The organism is Pseudomonas sp. P1.31, from assembly GCF_001269815.1.
GTDB classification, from domain to species: domain Bacteria; phylum Pseudomonadota; class Gammaproteobacteria; order Pseudomonadales; family Pseudomonadaceae; genus Aquipseudomonas; species Aquipseudomonas rustica.
In genome coordinates this window covers 327,541-346,981 of sequence record NZ_LHVN01000044.1, presented here as the reverse complement: position 1 = coordinate 346,981, position 19,441 = coordinate 327,541, and the positions used below count along the sequence as shown (strand labels likewise).

The following is a 19,441-nucleotide window of genomic DNA, read 5'->3' as shown; positions in this document are numbered from 1 at the left end:
ATTCGAACCCTCGGCGTTACCCGTATGTCACACGCCATACAAGGGATAACAAAAGGGATCAGCCATGAAAAATGCCGAAACCCCGGCGGTTAAAGTGGTGGTCTATGGTGCCATGAGTAGCCTGGGCGGTGCGTTGATGGCTGAGTTGCTGCGTCGCCAGCACGAAGTCATCGCCATCCTCGACGACCTCACCGCGCTTGCGCCGCGTCCGGGTCTACGTACGAAAAGCGGTGATCTGTTCGATTCCGAGCGGGTTAATCAAAGTGTGGCAGGCAGTTCGGCGGTCATCTGTTTATTGGATGCGCCGGGGTTGCCGTTCAGTAGCGACCACGTTGAACGCTCAGTGGTGCTCGGGCCGGTGGAGCAGGTACTTGCCGTAGATGCTTTGGTCGATGGCCTGCAAGCGGCGAATGTTTCGCGACTGTTTTTGGTAGGAGAGTTCTCGGTGCTCGACGAACCGGAACTGGACGATCGCCTGCAACGCCACGCCGCCGAGGAAATCCGTGAAGCGCTGCAAAGCAGCCCGCTGCAGTGGACGCTGGTCAATGCGCCGCATGGCGTGGCCGGGCTGACGATTGAGCATTTCAGTCAGGTTGGCGGCAATCTGGAACCGGGATTGGCTGAGCCGCTGGAAAGACTGAATCGCGTGGCGGTGGGCATTGCTGATGAGCTGCGGCTGAATTTGCATGTGGGTCAGCATGTGAACTTTGTCGCCGCCGATGGCATAACGGATCAATAGCCAGGATCGCGTTAAAGTTCGCAGTTCTTCATTGGGACGACCGATCGCTCCGCGGTCGGCGTTCCCGTCGGACTTGCCCATAACTTCGGAACCGTCGAGTAGTGCAGCATAACCATCAAGCCTCCCACAGCCGCGCAGATCCACCATAAAACAAAACCGCCATAAGCGCCGTATAACCATGTTCCCAAGCCAGGGCCATATAACGAATGCCCAAGCCAGGCGGCGCTGAATATGCCCAGATACTTTCCTCTTTGGCGCCCGTGCGAGCGGTTCATGACCGATAGTGTCCAGACGGGTATCAGCAATAACTCGGCAGCGGTGAGAATCAGCATCGTCAACACAGCCCAGATGATATGGCTGCCCATGTTCAAAACAAGAAATGCTCCACTGAGTAGCAGACCTCCAAGACGCGAGGCGATAACCACGCCATGGCGTTCGATCATTCGACTCACGGGTAATTGCAGCACTACTACGAGCAAAGCGTTCATTGAAAACAGATACGCGATCCAATGTGCACCAGCCTCGGTGTGTTCACTGATAAAAATCCCGAAAGTGCCGTACATCTGATCGAAGATGCCCAACGCCAATAACTGACCAAGTATGAAGACAAGAAAAAAGCCATCTCGCCAAGGGGAGCTTCCTCCGTCCGAGGCATTGGCGTTGTCCACCGTCTGTAAATCCGCCGACCGCCACAATTTCGCGGAGTGTCTAAGGGCGAAACCGAGCAAGAAAAAGCTGCCGAACAGGTTCAGCAACCCCTGAAGAAAAAACACGTATTCGTAGCCAAAACCGACCAGCACCCCCGCCATAATTCCGGCGAGCGCTACGCCCATATTGAATACAACTCGATGCAGTCCCTGCACACGCACTTGTAGCGCTTGCGGGCTGCCCTCCATCACCAGACGCAAATTGGCTGGCCGGAATGCACCGTCAAAGATGCCCACGAGAGGAACCACGACAAGTAACAGTCCGAGGGGTGGCATCAACGCCAGTGAGGCAGCGAATACGCCACTTAACATAAGCGAAATACCCGTGGCCCATTGCGAATTCAGGCGCTCCGAAAGAACCCCTCCAACGTAGGCGCCAACAATGCATCCACCGCCATAGGCCGCCATAAGCCAGGCGATGGTAGAGAACGAATACCCGTAAACCTCAAGGAAGTACAACGGCAAAAACAATTTGACGATACCGCCGGCACTATTGAGCAAAGTCGCTAGCAGCTGAAGTTGTACTACTCGAGGCAGGGTTCGGATCATTGGATTTGCCGTTATTAAGGTAGCGAGTTATTTAGAGTGCCTTCATGGCGATGTATCGATAAACGTACCGATGAAAATCAGAGCACTCCGTAGTACTTCTCCCCTCGCTACGACCTTCAACGATAAATGTGATTTTTTATGGAGTGAACTAATCGGCTTATCCCACTCGCTAAAGAAGAAGGTTCATGTTCAATGAAGTCACTAGACCGCAATAGACGGTAGAGATAACCCGCTTAGCGATTCGGCGCTGCTCGCCTGCTCCTCCATCAACCAATCCACAAACTGCTGAATCAACACCCCACGCCGTTTGCGCTGCGGCAATACCACGTAATACCCCAGCCGCGACAGCGTCGTTTCAGCAATCGGCCGACACAACAAACCCTGACTCAGCAAGTTATCCACAAGGTGCCGCCAGCCAATCGCCACGCCTTGCCCGCCAATCGCCGCTTGGATCAACAGCGTGTAATTGTCGAAACGCAACTGCCCCGGCGCCGGCGGCGTGGAGATGCCTAACTCGCGAAACAAGCCGCTCCAGTCAAACCAGTTACTGCTGTTTTCGCCACGCAGGTGCAGCAGCGGCAACTCAAGCAACGCCTGAGCGGGCAAGGGCAGGGCGCGTTCCTTGAGCAATTGCGGGCTGCACACCGGGAATACTTCTTCACTGAACAACCAATGGCTCTCGCCCTGCTTGAAGCGCCCGTCGCCAAACAGGATCGCCACGTCGATGTCGGTGCGCAGCATGTTGTGGTTGCGTTCGCTGGTGACCAGGCTGACGTCGACGTGGGGATTGGCCTCATGGAAGCGGTGCAGACGCGGCATCAGCCAGTACGCGGCGAAGGCGAAATCGGTGGCAACTTGCAGCACTTCATGTTGTTGCTGTGCGCTGATTGCGCTCAATCCTGCGTCGATATTCTGCAAACCCAAGCTAACTTGCTCGAAAAGGATCGCACCGACTTCGGTTAACTCGATGCCTCGGTAGATGCGATCAAACAGCCGCGTGCCGAGCTGTTCCTCCAGCCGCTTGATCTGCTGACTGATCGCCGGTTGCGTGGTGCCCAACTCGACCGCCGCCGCAGTAAAACTGCGATGACGAGCGGCGGCTTCGAAGGCGCGCAGCAGGTCGAGCGACAGATCGCCCAAAGCATCATACATAAGCTGTGCTTATCCTAGTCATTGCCCGGTACGGGCTTTACCCGACACAGCATGGACTCCATGCTCGATCGCAGCAATGTCGCATAAATATTCACTATGGAATGCCGCGATCACATGAAGCGCAAGAATATTCTTTTCATCATGGCCGATCAGATGGCCGCGCCAATGTTGCCGTTCTACGGCCCTTCGTCGATCAAACTGCCAAATCTTTCCCGCCTCGCCGCCCAAGGCGTGGTGTTCGATGCCGCTTATTGCAACAGCCCGTTGTGCGCGCCGTCGCGTTTCACCCTGGTCAGTGGCCAGTTGCCGAGCAAGATCGGCGCTTACGACAACGCTGCCGATTTCCCTGCCGATGTGCCGACCTACGCCCACTACTTGCGCCGTCTCGGCTACCGTACGGCGCTGTCGGGCAAGATGCATTTCTGCGGCCCGGATCAGTTGCACGGGTATGAAGAGCGCCTGACCAGCGACATTTATCCGGCCGATTACGGTTGGTCAGTGAACTGGGATGAGCCGGACGTGCGGCCGACCTGGTATCACAACATGTCCTCGGTATTGCAGGCCGGGCCGTGCGTGCGCACCAACCAACTCGATTTCGATGAAGAGGTGGTGTTCAAGGCGCAGCAGTACCTGTTCGATCATATCCGCGAAGATGGCGGTCAGCCGTTTTGCCTGACGGTATCGATGACTCACCCACACGATCCGTACACGATTCCCAAGGCGTTCTGGGATTTATACGACGATGCCGATATCCCTTTGCCTACAACCCCGGGTCAACACGAGCTCGATCCGCACTCGCAGCGCCTGCTCAAGGTTTATGACCTTTGGGATAAACCGCTGCCTGTGGATAAGATCCGCGATGCGCGTCGGGCATATTTCGGGGCATGCAGTTATATAGACGCCAACGTCGGCAAACTTCTGCAAACCCTCGAAGAAACGGGGCTGATCGATGACACCATCATTGTGTTCTCGGGCGACCACGGCGATATGCTCGGCGAGAAAGGCCTCTGGTACAAAATGCACTGGTACGAAATGGCCGCCCGCGTGCCGCTGTTGATCAGTGCGCCGGGCCAATTCGCTTCGGGCCGGGTCAGCGCTGCCGTGTCGACTGCCGATTTGCTGCCAACCTTCGTTGAACTGGCCGGCGGCACCCTGGAGCCGGGCTTGCCACTGGATGGCCGCTCGCTGGTCTCGCATCTGCAAGGGCAGGGCGGTCACGACGAAGTGTTCGGCGAATACATGGCCGAAGGCACCGTCAGCCCGTTGATGATGATCCGTCGCGGCGCCTACAAATTTATCTACAGTGAAAGCGACCCTTGCCTACTCTTCGACGTAAGCAACGACCCGCGCGAACTGGAAGAACTCAGTCAATCGCCGCAACATCGCCAGCTGTTCGACGATTTTCTCGCCGAAGCGCGGGCCAAATGGGACATTCCGGCGATTCACCAAGAGGTGCTCGCCAGCCAGCGCCGCCGCCGTTTTGTCGCCGACGCACTAACGATCGGCAAGCTGAAGAGCTGGGACCACCAGCCGCTGGTTGACGCCAGTCAGCAGTACATGCGCAACCACATCGACCTCGATGATCTGGAACGCAAAGCACGTTATCCACAACCCTGCCAAAACCAATAATGTTAAGGGGAAGTCCATGCGTAAGTTATCCACAGTTGTGACGGTTGGCCTGCTCGCGCTGAGCAGCGCTGCGGCCTTCGCCGAGCAGAGTTGCGACACGGTGAAAATGGCCGACCCGGGCTGGAGCGACATCGCCGCGACCAACGCGATCACCGGGTTTCTGCTGGACGGCATGGGCTACAAGGCCAAAGTCGACACCCTCGCGGTGCCGATCACCTTTGGCGGGTTGAAGGACGGCCAGGTGGATGTCTTCCTCGGTAATTGGATGCCGGCGCAGCAGGGCTTCTACGACAAGTTCGTCGCTACCGGTGACGTCACGCAATTGGCGAAAAACCTCGACGGCACCGAATTCACCCTCGCCGTGCCGGACTACGTGTGGGACGCGGGTGTGCATAACTTTGCCGATCTGAATAAGTATGCCGACAAGTTTGATCGCAAGATTTACGGCATCGGCTCGGGTGCGCCGGCGAACATCTCGTTGCAGGAAATCATCAAGAAGAACGACTTCGACATGGGGCAGTGGAAGCTGATCGAGTCCAGCGAACAGGCGATGCTGGCCGAAGTGTCGCGGGCGGTGAAGAAACAGAAATTCGTCACCTTCCTTGGCTGGACGCCGCACCCGATGAACGTGCAGTTGAAGATGCATTACCTGAAAGGAGGCGAGAAGTACTTTGGCGACACCGGCAGCGTGTTTACGTTGACGCGTAAGGGCTATGCCGAGGCATGTCCGAATGTGGGTAAATTGCTGACCAATCTGTCGTTCACGCAGGAGATGGAGAACAGCATCATGGCTGAGGTGGTGAACAAGAAGATCACTAATGCCGCGGCGGCGAAGGCGTGGATCAAGGCGAATCCGGCGGTGTTGGACAAGTGGCTGGACGGGGTGAAGACGGTAGACGGGAAGGATGCGTTGGCGGCAGTAAAAGCGAAGCTTTGATTTGTGGGGTGATCGTTCCCACGCTCCGCGTGGGAATGCAGCCCGGGACGCTCCGCGTCCCATTCAAAGCCGAACGCGGAGCGTCCGTTGAGGCGTTCCCACGCAGAGCGTGGGAACGATCAGCGTAACGGGCTGATACCCTAGCTAAAAATTTCAACCGCGAGGATCCATGGCCTTCCCCAGCCGCCACTCTCTCTTCCCCTTCCTCACCTGGCTCCCGCGGCAATCCCGCGCCAGCGTAGGACGGGATCTGATCGTCGGCCTCAGCGGCGCAATTCTCGCGTTACCCCAGTCGATTGCCTACGCACTGATTGCCGGTCTCCCACCCGAATACGGTCTCTACGCTGCGATCATTCCGGTGTTGATCGCCTGCCTGTGGGGCTCATCGTGGCACCTGATCTGCGGACCGACCGCCGCTATTTCCATCGTGCTGTTCGCCAGCGTCAGCCCTTTGGCCGTGCCGGCGTCGCAGGACTACATCACCCTCATTCTTCTACTGACCTTCCTCGCCGGAATTTTCCAGTGGCTGCTCGGCCTGCTGCGCTTCGGCGCGCTGGTGAATTTCGTCTCGCATTCAGTGGTGCTCGGCTTCACCCTCGGTGCGGCGGTGGTGATCGCCATTGGCCAATTGCCGAACCTGTTGGGGCTGGAGTTATCGGCGAAAGCCACGGCGCTGGCGAGTCTGATGGATCTGCTGCAACACCTCAGGGCTGTGGATAAACCTTCACTCGTTCTCGGCGTGGCCACAGTGGTGGTCGGCGTGTTGCTGAAACAATTGCTGCCGCGCTGGCCGACGCTGTTGATCACGCTGGTGCTCGCCAGTCTGCTGGTGTGGCTGTGGCCGGCAATGTTTGGCCATGTGCATCTGGTCAGCGCCTTCGTCGGGCGCTTGCCGCCGTTCAGTGCGTTGCCACTGGATGTGGATTTGATCCTGCGCTTGCTGCCGAGCGCCGTGGCGGTGGGCATGCTCGGGCTGGTCACCAGCCTGTCGATTGCCCGCTCGATTTCCGCACGGTCGCAGCAGTTGCTCGACGCCAATCAGGAAGTCCGCGCGCAGGGTTTATCGAATATTGTCGGGGCGTTTTTTTCCGGGTCGTTGTCGGCCGGATCGTTTACCCGCTCGGGATTGAGTTATGAGGCGGGCGCCTGTTCGCCACTGGCCGGGGTGTTTTCGGCGATCTGGGTGGCGCTGTTTGCAATTTTCGGTGCGGGGCTGATTTCACACATTCCGATTCCCGCCATGGCCGGCAGCATTCTGTTGATTGCCTGGGGACTGGTCGATCATCGCGGCATCCGCGCATTGCTGCGGGTCAGCCGTGCCGAGTTCGTGGTCATGGCGCTGACCTGCCTCGCGACATTGTTACTGGAATTGCAGACGGCGATTTATGCCGGGGTGCTGGCGTCGCTGTTCTTCTATCTCAAGCGCACCTCGCAGCCGCGCGTGCAGCATTGGCGTGACGGTGAGGATGATGTGTTGCGGGTTGGCGGCTCGATCTTTTTCGGCGCCAGCCATTACCTGCAAGTGCGCTTGCAGCGGATGCACGGCGCGCGGGTGGTGATCGAGGCGCAGCAGATCAACTTCATCGATTATTCGGGGGTGGAGATGCTGCATCAGGAGGCGCGGCGCTTGTTGAGCCAGAATCGTAGTTTGACCTTGCGCCGGGCGCGGCCGCAGGTGGTGGAGGAGTTGAGGAAGCTTGAGGGGCCTGAGAAATGTCCGATCCGGTTTGAGGATTGATCTGATAGCACCGCATAACCCTGTAGGAGTGAGCCTGCTCGCGATAGCGGAGTGTCAGAAAAACCCTATCAACTGACACTCCGCTATCGCGAGCAGGCTCACTCCTACAAGGATTATTGCGCTAGTTGGCGGCGCAGTTCGGCCAATACTGGCGCCGTATCGGGACGCACACCCCGCCACAAAAAGAACGCCTCGGCGGCCTGCTCGGCCAGCATCCCCAACCCATCCATCGACACCGCCGCGCCATGCTCGCTGGCCCAGCGGCAGAACGCCGTCGGTTCCTTGCCGTACATCATGTCGTAACACAGGGTTTTGCCCGGTTCGATCAGGCTCGGCGCAATCGGCGGTACATCACCGGTCAGGCTCGCCGACGTCGCATTGATGATCACGTCCACCGGCTCGCGCAGCCAGTCAAACCCGCTCGCCGACACAGGCCCCAGATCGCAGAACAACTCGGCCAGCAACTCAGCCTTGTCCACCGTGCGATTGGCGATGATCACCGAGGCCGGTTTCTCCGCCAACAACGGTTCGAGCGCCCCGCGCACCGCGCCGCCCGCACCGAGCAGCAAAATTCGTTTGCCGGTCAGGCTGAACCCGGCGTTTACCGTCAGATCCCGCACCAGTCCGGCGCCGTCAGTGTTGTCGCCGAGCAATGAACCGTCGGCGAGTTTGCTCAAGGTGTTCACCGCGCCAGCACGCTGTGCTCGCGCGGTGAGGCTGTTGGCCAGACGGTAGGCGTCTTCCTTGAACGGCACGGTCACATTGGCGCCGCGACCTTGTACGAAAAAGGCTTCAGCACAGCCGGAAAAATCGTCGAGCGGCGCCAGCAGGGTGCTGTAGTCGAGGCTCTGGCCGGTCTGTTCGGCGAACAATTTGTGAATCATCGGCGATTTGCTGTGGCCGATCGGGTTACCGAAAACGACGTAACGATCCATCAGAAATCCTCAGGCTTCGGCCAACCAGTCGCGGTCTTGCAGGAAGTACTCGGTCAGGCGCGCTTCTTCGCTGCCCGGTTCAGCCTTCCAGTCATAGCCCCAGCGCACTTGTGGTGGCAGCGACATCAGGATCGACTCGGTACGTCCGCCCGATTGCAGGCCGAACAACGTGCCACGGTCATAAACCAGGTTGAACTCGACGTAGCGCCCACGGCGGAATTCCTGAAATTCGCGCTGCTGCGCGGTGAACGCAGCGTTTTTGCGGCGCTGCACAATCGGCAGATAAGCATCGATGTAGGCGTCGCCGATGGCGCGCATGAAAGCGAAGCTGGTGTCGAAGTCCCACTCGTTCAAGTCATCGAAGAACAGCCCGCCGATGCCGCGCGGTTCGTGGCGGTGCTTGATGTGGAAGTAGGTGTCGCACCAGGCCTTGTAGCGCGGATAAACGTCGGTGCCGAATGGCGCGCAGGCTTGCTCGGCGACCCGATGCCAGTGGATGCAGTCTTCTTCGTTGCCGTAATACGGAGTCAGGTCGAAGCCGCCACCGAACCACCAGACCGGCTCTTCGCCTTCTTTCTCGGCGATGAAAAAACGCACATTGGCGTGAGACGTCGGCACATGCGGGTTGTGCGGGTGGATCACCAGCGACACGCCGAGGGCCTCGAAACCGCGACCGGCCAATTCCGGGCGATGGGCGCTGGCCGATGGCGGCAGACCGCTGCCGAAAACGTGGGAAAAGTTGACGCCGCCCTTTTCGATCAGCGTGCCATTCTCGATCACGCGGGTGCGACCGCCACCGCCGGCAGGCCGGGTCCAGGCGTCTTCGACGAAGCGCGTGCCGCCGTCTTCGCTTTCGAGTGCGGCGCAGATGCGGTCTTGCAGGTCGAGCAGATAGGCCTTTACGGCGTCGGTGCGGGTCGTCATGGCTTCACCTTGAATCGGGCGGCGCCCCGCAGGCGGGCGACGCAAATGGGCGCGTAGCATACCACCGCAGAACAGCGCGCCGCAGTTGACGAAGATCAAGCATGGGAGTTGGATAGGGGGTTCACGAAAGACCCAAGGAGAGCAGGCAGATGGCAAAGCGTATCCAGTTCCGCGCCCACGGCGGCCCCGAAGTGCTCGAATTTGTTGATTACGAACCCGCCGCACCCGGCCCGAATCAAGTGCGCGTGGCGAACAAGGCGATTGGCCTGAATTTCATCGACACCTATTACCGCAGCGGTCTGTATGCGCCGCCAGCCTTGCCGTCCGGCCTCGGCGCCGAAGGTGCAGGCGTAGTTGATGCGGTCGGCAGCGGCGTCACCCGTTTCAAGGCCGGTGATCGCGTGGCCTACGGCAGCGGCCCTTTGGGCGCTTACAGCGAGTTGCACGTTTTGCCTGAAGCCAATCTGGTGAAACTGCCGGATGAAATCAGTTTCGAAACCGCCGCCGGCGTGATGCTCAAGGGCCTCACCGTGCAGTACCTGCTGCGCCAGACCTATGAATTGAAGGGTGGCGAAACCATTTTGTTCCACGCCGCTGCTGGTGGTGTCGGTTCGCTGGCCTGCCAATGGGCCAAGGCGCTGGGCGTAAAGTTGATCGGCACCGTCAGCTCGAAAGAGAAGGCTGAGCTGGCCAAGGCCAATGGCGCTTGGGCGACCATCGATTACAGCCACGAAAACGTTGCCGAACGCGTGCTGGCGTTGACCGATGGCAAGAAAGTCCCGGTGGTTTACGACGGTGTGGGCAAGGACACGTGGCTGACGTCGCTGGACAGCGTTGCACCGCGTGGTCTGCTGGTGAGTTTCGGTAATGCGTCGGGCGCGGTGGACGGCGTGAATCTGGGGATTCTTGCGGCGAAGGGTTCGCTGTACGTGACCCGGCCGACGTTGGCGACTTATGCCAATAACGCGGAGAACTTGCAGCGGATGGCGGATGAGCTGTTTGAGATGATCATCAGCGGCAAGATCAAGGTGGATATCAGCCAGCGTTATTCGTTGGCTGAGGCGGCCAAGGCGCAGACTGAGTTGTCGGCTCGACGCACGACAGGTTCGACAATTCTGTTGCCTTGACGGGCCCCATCGCGAGCAGGCTCACTCCTACAGGGGAACGCATTCCAAATGTAGGAGTGAGCCTGCTCGCGATGGAAGCGACGCGGTCTTAAGCCGGGCGCACAATGTTGCCCGTGGCCAAATCACGAATCAGGCTCGGGTTCTTGCGCCCACCCAATTCCCCGCCCAACACCAGATCAATCTGCCCACGGAAATACTGTTCAACACGCAACCGCGTGCGCGCTGCCGGGCGCCCTTGCGGGTTGGCCGAGGTCGAAATCAACGGGCCGACCATCGAGCACAGATCACGCACCTGCGGATGATCGCTAACGCGCAGCGCCACCGTGTCGTGCACACCCGTCACCCATTCCGGCAACAAGCCCTGATGTGGCACCAGCCAGGTGTTCGGCCCCGGCCAGGTGCTGGCCATGCGATCGAGCCACTCTTGCGGGAAGTCTTCGAACAGGAAGTCGAACTGGCGGATGTTGTCGGCGACCAGAATCAGGCCCTTATTGACCGAGCGATTCTTGATCGCCAGCAGCCGATCCACCGCTTCTTCATTCCACGGGTCGCAACCCAGGCCCCAGACGGCTTCGGTTGGATAGGCAATCACCGCCCCGGCGCGAATCTCTCGTGCGGCTTGTTGCACACGCCAACTGTTGACCATGAAAAAACTCTCCACAAACAGGTTTCGCGCAGTTTACCGATCTTCCTTGTAAAACCTAGCTCACCCGCGCAAACCAGCGGCCGTTTTCACTCACCGCGCGGCCATCCATTTCCAGTTCGGTCAGCGCTGCCAGCACTTTCGGTAACGCCCAGCCGCTGCTGTCGGCCAGACCTTCGCTGGTATGCGGCGCGGCGTGCAGCAACATCAGCAGTGGATGATCGACTTTCGGCGTGTCTGCGGCTAGCGGCAAACGCTGCCAGCCGCGCAGGGCTTCGAGAATGTGCTCGATGGTTTCCACGAGCACCGCGCCATCGCGAATCAACTGGTGACAACCGCGCGCGCCGGGGTGATGAATCGAGCCGGGAATCGCGTAAACCTCGCGCCCCTGTTCCGCTGCCAGCCGCGCCGTGATCAAGGATCCGCTAGCAACGCTGGCCTCGACCACCAGAACGCCAAGGGACAAACCGCTGATGATCCGGTTGCGCCGGGGGAAGTTGCTCGCGGTCGGCCCGGCGTCCAGCGGAAACTCCGAAAGCACCGCACTGCCGGACGCGATCATCGCGTCGCAGAGGCGTCGATTGCGCTGTGGATAAAAGTTTTCCAGCCCGGTGCCGAGCACCCCGACGGTCAGCCCGCCGACATCCAGCGCGGCTTGATGCGCAGCAGCATCAATGCCCAGCGCCAGACCGCTGGTGATGACAAAACCGGCCCCGGCGAGGCTGCGGGAAAACGCCGCCGCCGTGTCCATTCCCGGACGCGAAGCGCGGCGGCTGCCGACCATCGCCAACTGCGGTTTCTCCAGAATCAGTGGATCACCCGCGACAAACAGCAGCGGCGGCGGATCAGGAATCTGCGCCAGCAGTGCCGGGTAATCCGGCTGATCCCACATCAGCAAATGATGCTCCGGCCGCTCTAGCCAGCGCATTGCGTGGCTGGCGCCATCGCGCACTTGCGGGCAACGGCGCGCTTCGGCACTCGCCGCCGGCATTCCCAGCGAACGCCAGGCACTCGCGGGCGCGCTGATGGCTTTTGAGGCCGAGCCAAAGGCTTCGAGCAATTTGCTAAAACGCTTCGGGCCGATTTCCGGCAAGCGGTGCAGGCGCAGGCGCGCTTCCAGTTCTGCCGGGGAAACCGGCGCGGAGGCAGACATCATCATGGATCATCCTTGATCGTTATAAGCTCCGAACCATTCGGAACAAGCTGTGGATAACTCTGTTGGTAACTTGTGAAGCAAGCTTACGGATTTCGCACCTTGTCGAGCACCGCCAGCGAGCGCGATGCGTTAAGGACGAGGCCGTAACTGAGTTTGTCGTAGGTGCGGAACACCATCAGCAACCCGGCGCGTTCGTCGGGAATTTTCAGCGGTTGGCCAGTGATACGGTCGCGCACGGTTTCGCCGGTTTTCATGACCTCCAGCACGTTGCCTTCGACCAATCCGTCGCGTTTGCCCTTGTTCAGGGTGACCACGTCCATCACGCCGATCTGAGTGACGCCGCGTGGCACGTCGATGATCACGCCGTTGATCTGGGTAGCGGGTGCGCTGGGCATGAACGTCGAGTTGATTGAACGCTCTTCGCCGCTGAACAAACGGTCGCCGAGGCGCACTTCCTGCGTGGTGCGTTGCAGGGCGAGGGTGGCAACGTCACCTTCGGTCGCGACGATTTCACCGCCGCCGATGTCGTCGGCGTTGATGCCGAGGAACTCCTTGGTCTGCGGATCGGTGTAGACCTTGCCCTGGCGGAAGATGCCGTAGACCGGTTGATTCGGGTCGAAATGGCCGCGCGCGTAGATGCGGTCGCCTGTGCCGCTGAGCACACGCTCGGCATCGCCGGCGACGATATACGGCGCCTTGTCGAAATCTTCGGCCTTGTCGACGATGCGGTTGCTCAGCAGAAAACTGTTGATCGATTTCAGCGGAATGCTCGGAATCGCCTCGGCCACCGGGCTGGTGCGAATCCGAGGCGAGAGTTTGATGGTGCCGCGCGACTCGCCGCGATTGAGCGTCAGACGCGGCTGGCCATTGACGTAGCTGAGCGTCAGCGTGTCGCCGGGATAGATCAGGTTGGGGTTCTCAATTTGCGGATTGGCCCGCCACAACTGCGGCCATTGCCAGGGCTCGCGCAGGTATTTGCCGGAAATGTCCCAGAGTGTGTCACCCGTAACCACCGTGTATTGCTGTGGAAAACCATCCCTGAGTTGCACTTGCCCTTGCGCTACGCCGGCCGAAGCCAGCAACAGCAGGGCGAGTAGTGTTTTCCTCATGCAGTGAATCCCTTTATCATGTGCGTTCGCGTGAACCGTCAGAGCCCCCGTGGCTCGCTTGAGCAAAATGCACAAGCTACGCTTCACAAACGGTAGCCTGCATCTTCGGACCTGCCAGGCCATCGACCCGACTTTACTCAACACGTGCAGCAATCAAAGCCTATGGCCATTTTAGACATCCTCGAATTTCCGGACCCGCGTCTGCGCACTATCGCCAAACCTGTGGCTGTAGTGGACGACGAAGTGCGTCAGTTGGTCGACGACATGTTTGAAACAATGTATGAAGCGCCGGGCATCGGCCTCGCCGCGACCCAGGTCAACGTGCACAAACGTATCGTCGTGATGGACCTTTCCGAAGACCGTACCGAGCCCCGGGTGTTCATCAACCCCGAGTTCGAATCGCTGACCGAAGAAATGGAGCAATACCAGGAAGGCTGCCTCTCGGTACCGGGTTTCTACGAAAACGTCGACCGCCCGCAGAAGGTCAAGATCAAGGCGCTGGACCGCGACGGCAAGCCCTATGAACTGATCGCCGAAGGCCTGCTCGCGGTGTGCATCCAGCACGAATGCGACCACCTCAACGGCAAATTGTTCGTCGATTACCTGTCCACGCTCAAACGCGACCGGATCAAGAAGAAACTGGAAAAGCTCCACCGCCAGAACGCTTGATGCCCCTCCTTCAAAGGCTTGCTGCGGCAAGCCTTTTTCTTTTCAAGAGACGCCTTCCATGACTGAGCCACTGCGCATCGTTTTTGCCGGTACCCCGGAATTTGCCGCCGAACACCTCAAGGCCCTGCTGAGCAGCCCTTACGAGATCGTTGCGGTCTACACCCAACCGGATCGTCCGGCCGGTCGCGGGCAAAAACTGATGCCGAGCCCGGTCAAACAGCTCGCGCTGGAAAATAATATCCAGGTGTTGCAGCCGCCGACGTTGCGCAACGCTGACGCTCAAGCCGAGCTGGCCGCGCTGAATCCGGATTTGCTGGTGGTGGTCGCCTACGGCCTGATCCTGCCGCAAGTGGTGCTGGATATTCCGCGCCTGGGTTGCATCAACAGTCACGCCTCGTTGCTGCCACGCTGGCGCGGTGCGGCACCGATTCAGCGCGCCGTCGAACACGGTGATGCCGAAAGCGGCGTGACCGTGATGCGCATGGAAGCCGGCCTCGACACCGGGCCGATGCTGCTCAAGGTCGTCACGCCGATCACTGGCGAAGACACTGGCGGCTCCTTGCATGATCGCCTCGCCGAGATGGGCCCGCCGGCCGTGGTGCAAGCGATTGCCGGTCTGGCCGCAGGCACGCTGGAAGGCGAAGTGCAGAACGATGAACTCGCCACTTACGCGCACAAATTGAACAAAGACGAAGCACGCATCGACTGGAGCCGTCCGGCGGTTGAACTGGAGCGACTGGTGCGCGCCTTCAATCCATGGCCGATCACCCACAGCACTCTCAACGGTGAAGCGCTGAAAGTGCTGGCGGCGACCATTGCCGAAGGCAACGGCGCGCCGGGTGAAATCCTCAGCGCCAGCAAGGACGGCCTGGTCGTCGCGTGCGGCGAACAGGCGCTGTGCCTGACCCGCCTGCAGTTGCCCGGCGGTAAAGCGCTGAACTTCAGCGATCTGTTCAACAGCCGTCGCGAGAAATTCGCTGTCGGTACGGTGCTCGGCGCAGCGGTGGACGCGCAATGAACCCGCGTCTGGCCGCCGCCAAGGCACTCGCCGCCGTGCTCAGCGGCAAAGCTTCGCTGAACAGTTCACTGCCGACACAACTCGACAAGGTCGAGGATCGCGATCGCGGTTTCACTCAGGATCTGGCGTTCGGCACCGCGCGCTGGCAGCCGCGCCTGTCGGCACTGGCGGAAAAACTTCTGCAGAAGCCGTTCAAAACCGCCGACGCCGATGTCGAGGCGTTGCTGCTGGTCGGCCTCTACCAATTGCTCTACACCCGCGTGCCGGCCCATGCCGCCATCGGCGAAACCGTGGGTTGCGCCGACAAGCTGAAAAAACCTTGGGCCAAAGGCCTGCTCAACGCGGTGTTGCGTAATGCTCAGCGCGAAAGCGAAACGATTTTTGCCGAACTGGAACGTGATCCGGTGGTGCGTACCGCTCACCCGCGCTGGCTGCAGAAATCCCTCAAAGCGTTTTGGCCGGAGCAGTGGGAAGCCATCTGCGAAGCGAACAACGCGCATCCGCCGATGATCCTCCGGGTCAACCGCCGCCATCACAGCCGCGACGCTTACCTCGGTCTGCTGACTGAGGCCAGCATTGCTGCGACACCGTGCGTGTACAGCCGCGACGGCATCATCCTCGAAGCCGCCGCCGACGTGCGTAGCCTGCCGGGTTTTGCCGAAGGCTGGATCAGCGTGCAGGACGAAGCGGCGCAACTGGCCGCCGACCTGCTCGACCTGGCGCCAGGCCAACGCGTGCTCGACGCCTGCTGCGCGCCGGGTGGCAAGACATGCCATATCCTCGAAGCCGAAGCGGCGCTGGCCGGCGTGGTCGCGGTGGATCTGGAAGCCAAGCGACTGGTGCGCGTGAAGGAAAACCTTGAGCGCCTCGGCCTCAACGCCGAACTGATCGCCGCTGACGGTCGCGACACCGAAAAATGGTGGGACGGCAAACCGTTCCAGCGCATCCTGCTCGACGCGCCGTGCTCGGCCACCGGCGTGATCCGTCGCCATCCGGACATCAAGCTGACTCGTCAGCCGGACGACATCGTCGCCCTCGCGCAACTGCAAGGCGAGCTGCTCGACGCCATGTGGAAAACCCTCGAAGTCGGCGGCATTCTGCTTTACGCCACCTGCTCGACGCTGCCGACCGAGAACACCGAAGTCATCGCCGCGTTTCTTGAGCGCACACCGGGCGCCCGCGAACTGGATCTGGCCACCACGGCCGGGATCAAACAGCCGCATGGTCGCCAATTGCTGGCCCAGCAGGGCGGGCATGACGGGTTCTACTACGCCAAGCTGATCAAGATCGCTGCCGCACGCGGCTAAATGGATTCAATGGAGTGACTGGATGAAAATCATCATCCTCGGGGCAGGGCAGGTCGGCGGTTCGCTGGCTGAGCACCTCGCCAGCGAAGCCAACGACATCACCGTGGTCGACACCGACGGCGAACGCCTGCGCGACCTCGGCGATCGTCTCGACATCCGTACCATTCAGGGCCGAGGCTCGTTACCGACGGTGCTGCGTCAGGCCGGCGCGGACGACGCCGACATGCTGGTGGCGGTGACCAACAGCGACGAAACCAACATGGTCGCCTGTCAGGTCGCCCACACGTTGTTTCACACGCCGACGAAAATCGCCCGAGTGCGCGAAGCCTCGTACCTGACGCGCGAAGAGCAGTTGTTCCAGAACGAAGCGATTCCGGTCGACGTGCTGATCAGCCCCGAGCAAGTGGTGACCAATTACATCAAGCGCCTGATCGAATATCCGGGCGCGTTGCAAGTGATCGACTTCGCCGGAGGTCAGGCGCAACTGGTCGCGGTGCGCGCCTATTACGGCGGGCCGCTGGTCGGTCAGCAACTGCGCCAGTTGCGTGAACACATGCCGAATGTCGAAACCCGCGTCGCAGCGATTTTCCGTCGTGACCGGCCGATCTTGCCGCAGGGCGACACGGTGATCGAGGCCGACGATGAAGTCTTCTTCATCGCCGCGCGTGAGAATATTCGCGCAGTGATGAGCGAAATGCGCCGTCTCGACGAAACCTACAAACGCATCGTCATTGCTGGCGGCGGGCAGATCGGTGAGCGCCTGGCCGAGGCCATCGAAAGCCGTTATCAGGTGAAAATCATCGAGATGAACCCGGCGCGCTGCCGCTACCTCTCCGACACCCTCGACAGCACCGTGGTGCTGCAGGGCAGCGCATCCGACCGCGATTTGCTGCTGGAAGAGAACATCGCCGACGCCGACATTTTCCTCGCGCTGACCAACGATGACGAAGCCAACATCATGTCGTCGCTGCTGGCGAAACGGCTGGGGGCGAAGAAGGTCATGACGATCATCAACAACCCGGCCTACGTCGACCTGATTCAGGGCGGCGACATCGACATCGCCATCAGCCCGCAACTGGCGACCATCGGCACGTTGCTGGCGCACGTACGCCGTGGCGATATCGTCAGCGTGCACTCACTGCGTCGCGGTGCGGCGGAAGCGATCGAGGCGATTGCCCACGGTGATGCGAAATCGAGCAAGGTCATCGGCAAGCCGATCGAGAAGATCGGCCTGCCGCCGGGCACCACGATTGGCGCGGTAATCCGCAACGAACAAGTGATCATCGCCCACGACGACACGGTGATCGAGGCGGGCGACCATGTGATTCTGTTCCTTGTGGATAAAAAGCATATTCGCGATGTGGAGAAGCTGTTTCATGTGGGGCTGAGCTTTTTCTGAGGTTGATCGTTCCCACGCTCCGCGTGGGAATGCAGCCCGGGACGCTCTGCGTCCCAAGAGCGGACGCAGAGCGTCCATTGAGGCATTCCCACGCGGAGCGTGGGAACGATCACTGAAGCGAGGGTGCAAAAATGCTCGAATCCCTGGAAAAAATGCTCGCCAAGGGTGTGGATAACTCTCTGCTGCGCTTCGGCCTGGGCAAGGGCTATCTGGATCTGGGCGAAAACGGCAAAGCCGCCGAACATTTCCAGCGCTGCGTCGGCTTCGATCCGAAGTATTCCGCCGCGTGGAAACTGTTGGGCAAGGCGCAACTGGCGCTGGGCGACACTGCCGCCGCGCGTCAGGCATGGGAACAAGGTCTGGAAGCCGCTCGCGCCCATGGCGACAAGCAGGCCGAGAAGGAAATGACGGTGTTTTTGAAGAAACTCGATCGTCAGGCGCAGTGACGTTCTACAAGTAGCGCAAGCCGATGCCTTCGGCGTCGACCGTTACCACTTCCATTCGCACGCGTGGCGCGCCTGTGGGTAAATCCTGCACCTGGCCGTAAACCACCGCACCTTTGGGCAACGACGCCAGGCTCGGATGCTGCACATACACCCCGGTCGGCGATAGGTTGCGGGTTTGCCCGAGGCATTCGCCGAAGCTGTCGTGGGTGATTTTGATGCGGAAGGATTTGCGGTGTTCGGACATCTTGGTGCGCCCTTTTTTGAACGGTTCTGTGGATAACCTCAAGCAGGATCAAAAGATCGCAGCCTGCGGCAGCTCCTACAAGTTATCCACAGAGTGTGCCAACTTCGTCAGTACCAGCGTTCTTCACCGGGTGGACGCTTTTTGAAGCGTTTCATGCTCCACATGTACTGGCTTGGGTACGCGGCGACGTAGCGCTCGACGACTTTGCTCATTGCTGCGCAGGATTCGGCGGTATCGGTGCTGTACATGGCTTCGGGCGCGGCTTCGAGGATCACTTTGTAACCAGACCCGTCGGGCAGGCGCAGCGCATGCAGGAACACGCCGACGGCTTTGCCACCGGCCAACATGTTCGGCACGAATTTGCTGGTCAGCGCCTGCGTGGCGAAGAACGGCACGAAGATCCCGGCGGATTCGGCCGGTTCCGGGTCAGCGGGGATGCCCACTGCACCACCTTTGCGCACTTCCTTGATCACGCTGAGAATGCCTTCCTTGGTGGAGGCGGCGACCTTGTTGCCCAGTTGCACGCGCTGTTTGCGCAGCAATTCGTCCACAGCTTTGAGCTTCGGCGGGCGATAGAAAATGATCGGTTTGCACTGACTGCAATAGAAGTGGTTGAGCACTTCCCAGTTGCCGAGGTGGCTGGTGATGCCGACCACGCCTTTGCCCGAGGCCAAAGCGTCTTTCAGCACGTCGAGGCCTTCGACTTCGCGCACCAGATCGATCGAACGCTGCGCCGGCCAGATCCACGCGCAGGCGCTTTCGGTCAGCGACTTGCCGATGTCTTTCAGGCTCTGCCCGACCAGACGCTCACGTTCGGCCGGATCCATCTGTGGAAAACATTTGGCGAGGTTGATCCGCACCACGTCGCGGGAGCGGTTGGGGGTTTTCCACATGATCCAGCCGATCGCCGAACCCACGGCCTGCACGGCCCGCCATGGCAGCAGGGCAAACAGCCGCAGAGCGCCTACCAGCAAGGCGCCTTTAAACTTTTCCACAGGTCACTCCTGATCTTG

19 protein-coding genes are annotated in these 19,441 nt (G+C 60.1%); 10 read left to right on the top strand and 9 right to left on the bottom strand.

Annotation, left to right across the window (positions count from 1 at the left end):
* The first annotated feature begins 64 nt into the window (after window positions 1-64).
* Complete coding sequence (locus tag AD669_RS27555) at window positions 65-739, top strand: NAD(P)-dependent oxidoreductase (protein ID WP_053125351.1); 675 nt, start codon at window positions 65-67, stop codon at window positions 737-739.
* A gap of 11 nt (window positions 740-750) precedes the next feature.
* On the opposite strand, the gene AD669_RS27550 is transcribed toward AD669_RS27555, so the two are convergent.
* Together AD669_RS27550 and AD669_RS27545 are read right to left on the bottom strand one after the other, a co-directional pair.
* A complete protein-coding gene (locus AD669_RS27550) occupies window positions 751-1,995 on the bottom strand; it encodes an MFS transporter (RefSeq protein WP_053125349.1) in 1,245 nt (414 codons plus the stop codon).
* A 201-nt stretch (window positions 1,996-2,196) separates the two neighbouring features.
* Window positions 2,197-3,147 carry a LysR family transcriptional regulator gene (locus AD669_RS27545; protein WP_053125347.1) on the bottom strand — a complete coding sequence of 317 codons (951 nt, stop codon included), beginning with the start codon at window positions 3,145-3,147 and terminating at the stop codon, window positions 2,197-2,199.
* Window positions 3,148-3,261: 114 nt separating this feature from the next.
* Here AD669_RS27545 and betC point away from each other — a divergent pair, with 114 nt between their 5' ends.
* The 3 genes from betC to AD669_RS27530 all read left to right on the top strand — a co-directional run bounded on the left by betC (window position 3,262) and on the right by AD669_RS27530 (window position 7,451).
* Entirely contained in the window at window positions 3,262-4,776 is a 1,515-nt protein-coding gene (gene betC, locus AD669_RS27540) for a choline-sulfatase (RefSeq protein ID WP_053125345.1), read from the top strand.
* Between the two features lie 16 nt (window positions 4,777-4,792).
* Window positions 4,793-5,713, top strand: coding sequence for a choline ABC transporter substrate-binding protein (gene choX / locus AD669_RS27535; RefSeq protein WP_053125342.1), 921 nt, complete (start codon window positions 4,793-4,795; stop codon window positions 5,711-5,713).
* A gap of 169 nt (window positions 5,714-5,882) precedes the next feature.
* Entirely contained in the window at window positions 5,883-7,451 is a 1,569-nt protein-coding gene (locus AD669_RS27530) for a SulP family inorganic anion transporter (protein WP_053125340.1), read from the top strand.
* Between the two features lie 113 nt (window positions 7,452-7,564).
* Here AD669_RS27530 and aroE read toward each other — a convergent pair whose 3' ends face one another.
* Both aroE and hemF read right to left on the bottom strand, forming a co-directional pair.
* Window positions 7,565-8,386, bottom strand: a complete 822-nt coding sequence (gene aroE, locus AD669_RS27525; RefSeq protein WP_053125338.1) for a shikimate dehydrogenase — start codon at window positions 8,384-8,386, stop codon at window positions 7,565-7,567.
* A gap of 9 nt (window positions 8,387-8,395) precedes the next feature.
* Window positions 8,396-9,310: an oxygen-dependent coproporphyrinogen oxidase gene (gene hemF, locus AD669_RS27520; protein ID WP_053125461.1), complete on the bottom strand. Its 915-nt coding sequence runs from the start codon at window positions 9,308-9,310 to the stop codon at window positions 8,396-8,398.
* Window positions 9,311-9,459: 149 nt separating this feature from the next.
* Here hemF and AD669_RS27515 point away from each other — a divergent pair, with 149 nt between their 5' ends.
* Window positions 9,460-10,437: an NADPH:quinone reductase gene (locus AD669_RS27515; RefSeq protein WP_053125336.1), complete on the top strand. Its 978-nt coding sequence runs from the start codon at window positions 9,460-9,462 to the stop codon at window positions 10,435-10,437.
* An 88-nt stretch (window positions 10,438-10,525) separates the two neighbouring features.
* Here the strand turns inward: AD669_RS27515 and AD669_RS27510 are convergent, their stop codons facing one another.
* The 3 genes from AD669_RS27510 to AD669_RS27500 all read right to left on the bottom strand — a co-directional run bounded on the left by AD669_RS27510 (window position 10,526) and on the right by AD669_RS27500 (window position 13,345).
* Window positions 10,526-11,083 carry an L-threonylcarbamoyladenylate synthase gene (locus AD669_RS27510; RefSeq protein ID WP_053125335.1) on the bottom strand — a complete coding sequence of 186 codons (558 nt, stop codon included), beginning with the start codon at window positions 11,081-11,083 and terminating at the stop codon, window positions 10,526-10,528.
* Window positions 11,084-11,138: 55 nt separating this feature from the next.
* Window positions 11,139-12,239: a DNA-processing protein DprA gene (gene dprA, locus AD669_RS27505; protein WP_053125333.1), complete on the bottom strand. Its 1,101-nt coding sequence runs from the start codon at window positions 12,237-12,239 to the stop codon at window positions 11,139-11,141.
* Between the two features lie 80 nt (window positions 12,240-12,319).
* Complete coding sequence (locus AD669_RS27500) at window positions 12,320-13,345, bottom strand: LysM peptidoglycan-binding domain-containing protein (protein WP_053125331.1); 1,026 nt, start codon at window positions 13,343-13,345, stop codon at window positions 12,320-12,322.
* A 162-nt stretch (window positions 13,346-13,507) separates the two neighbouring features.
* On the opposite strand from AD669_RS27500, the gene def reads away from it, so the two are divergent.
* The 5 genes from def to AD669_RS27475 all read left to right on the top strand — a co-directional run bounded on the left by def (window position 13,508) and on the right by AD669_RS27475 (window position 18,184).
* Window positions 13,508-14,014 carry a peptide deformylase gene (gene def, locus AD669_RS27495; RefSeq protein ID WP_053125329.1) on the top strand — a complete coding sequence of 169 codons (507 nt, stop codon included), beginning with the start codon at window positions 13,508-13,510 and terminating at the stop codon, window positions 14,012-14,014.
* A 58-nt stretch (window positions 14,015-14,072) separates the two neighbouring features.
* The gene (gene fmt, locus AD669_RS27490) at window positions 14,073-15,032 is read left to right on the top strand and encodes a methionyl-tRNA formyltransferase (RefSeq protein ID WP_053125327.1); all 960 of its coding nucleotides are present in this window, start codon (window positions 14,073-14,075) and stop codon (window positions 15,030-15,032) included.
* Entirely contained in the window at window positions 15,029-16,339 is a 1,311-nt protein-coding gene (gene rsmB / locus AD669_RS27485) for a 16S rRNA (cytosine(967)-C(5))-methyltransferase RsmB (protein WP_053125324.1), read from the top strand. Before fmt ends, rsmB begins: the two co-directional genes overlap by 4 nt.
* 22 nt (window positions 16,340-16,361) lie before the next feature.
* Complete coding sequence (gene trkA, locus AD669_RS27480; RefSeq protein ID WP_053125322.1) at window positions 16,362-17,738, top strand: Trk system potassium transporter TrkA; 1,377 nt, start codon at window positions 16,362-16,364, stop codon at window positions 17,736-17,738.
* A gap of 131 nt (window positions 17,739-17,869) precedes the next feature.
* Complete coding sequence (locus tag AD669_RS27475) at window positions 17,870-18,184, top strand: tetratricopeptide repeat protein (RefSeq protein WP_053125320.1); 315 nt, start codon at window positions 17,870-17,872, stop codon at window positions 18,182-18,184.
* 4 nt (window positions 18,185-18,188) lie between these two features.
* Here the strand turns inward: AD669_RS27475 and AD669_RS27470 are convergent, their stop codons facing one another.
* Together AD669_RS27470 and AD669_RS27465 are read right to left on the bottom strand one after the other, a co-directional pair.
* Window positions 18,189-18,428, bottom strand: a complete 240-nt coding sequence (locus AD669_RS27470; RefSeq protein ID WP_053125318.1) for a PilZ domain-containing protein — start codon at window positions 18,426-18,428, stop codon at window positions 18,189-18,191.
* A 107-nt stretch (window positions 18,429-18,535) separates the two neighbouring features.
* Window positions 18,536-19,423 (bottom strand): lysophospholipid acyltransferase, encoded by an 888-nt coding sequence (locus tag AD669_RS27465; protein WP_008084359.1) that lies wholly within the window; start codon window positions 19,421-19,423, stop codon window positions 18,536-18,538.
* Window positions 19,424-19,441: the final 18 nt, after the last annotated feature.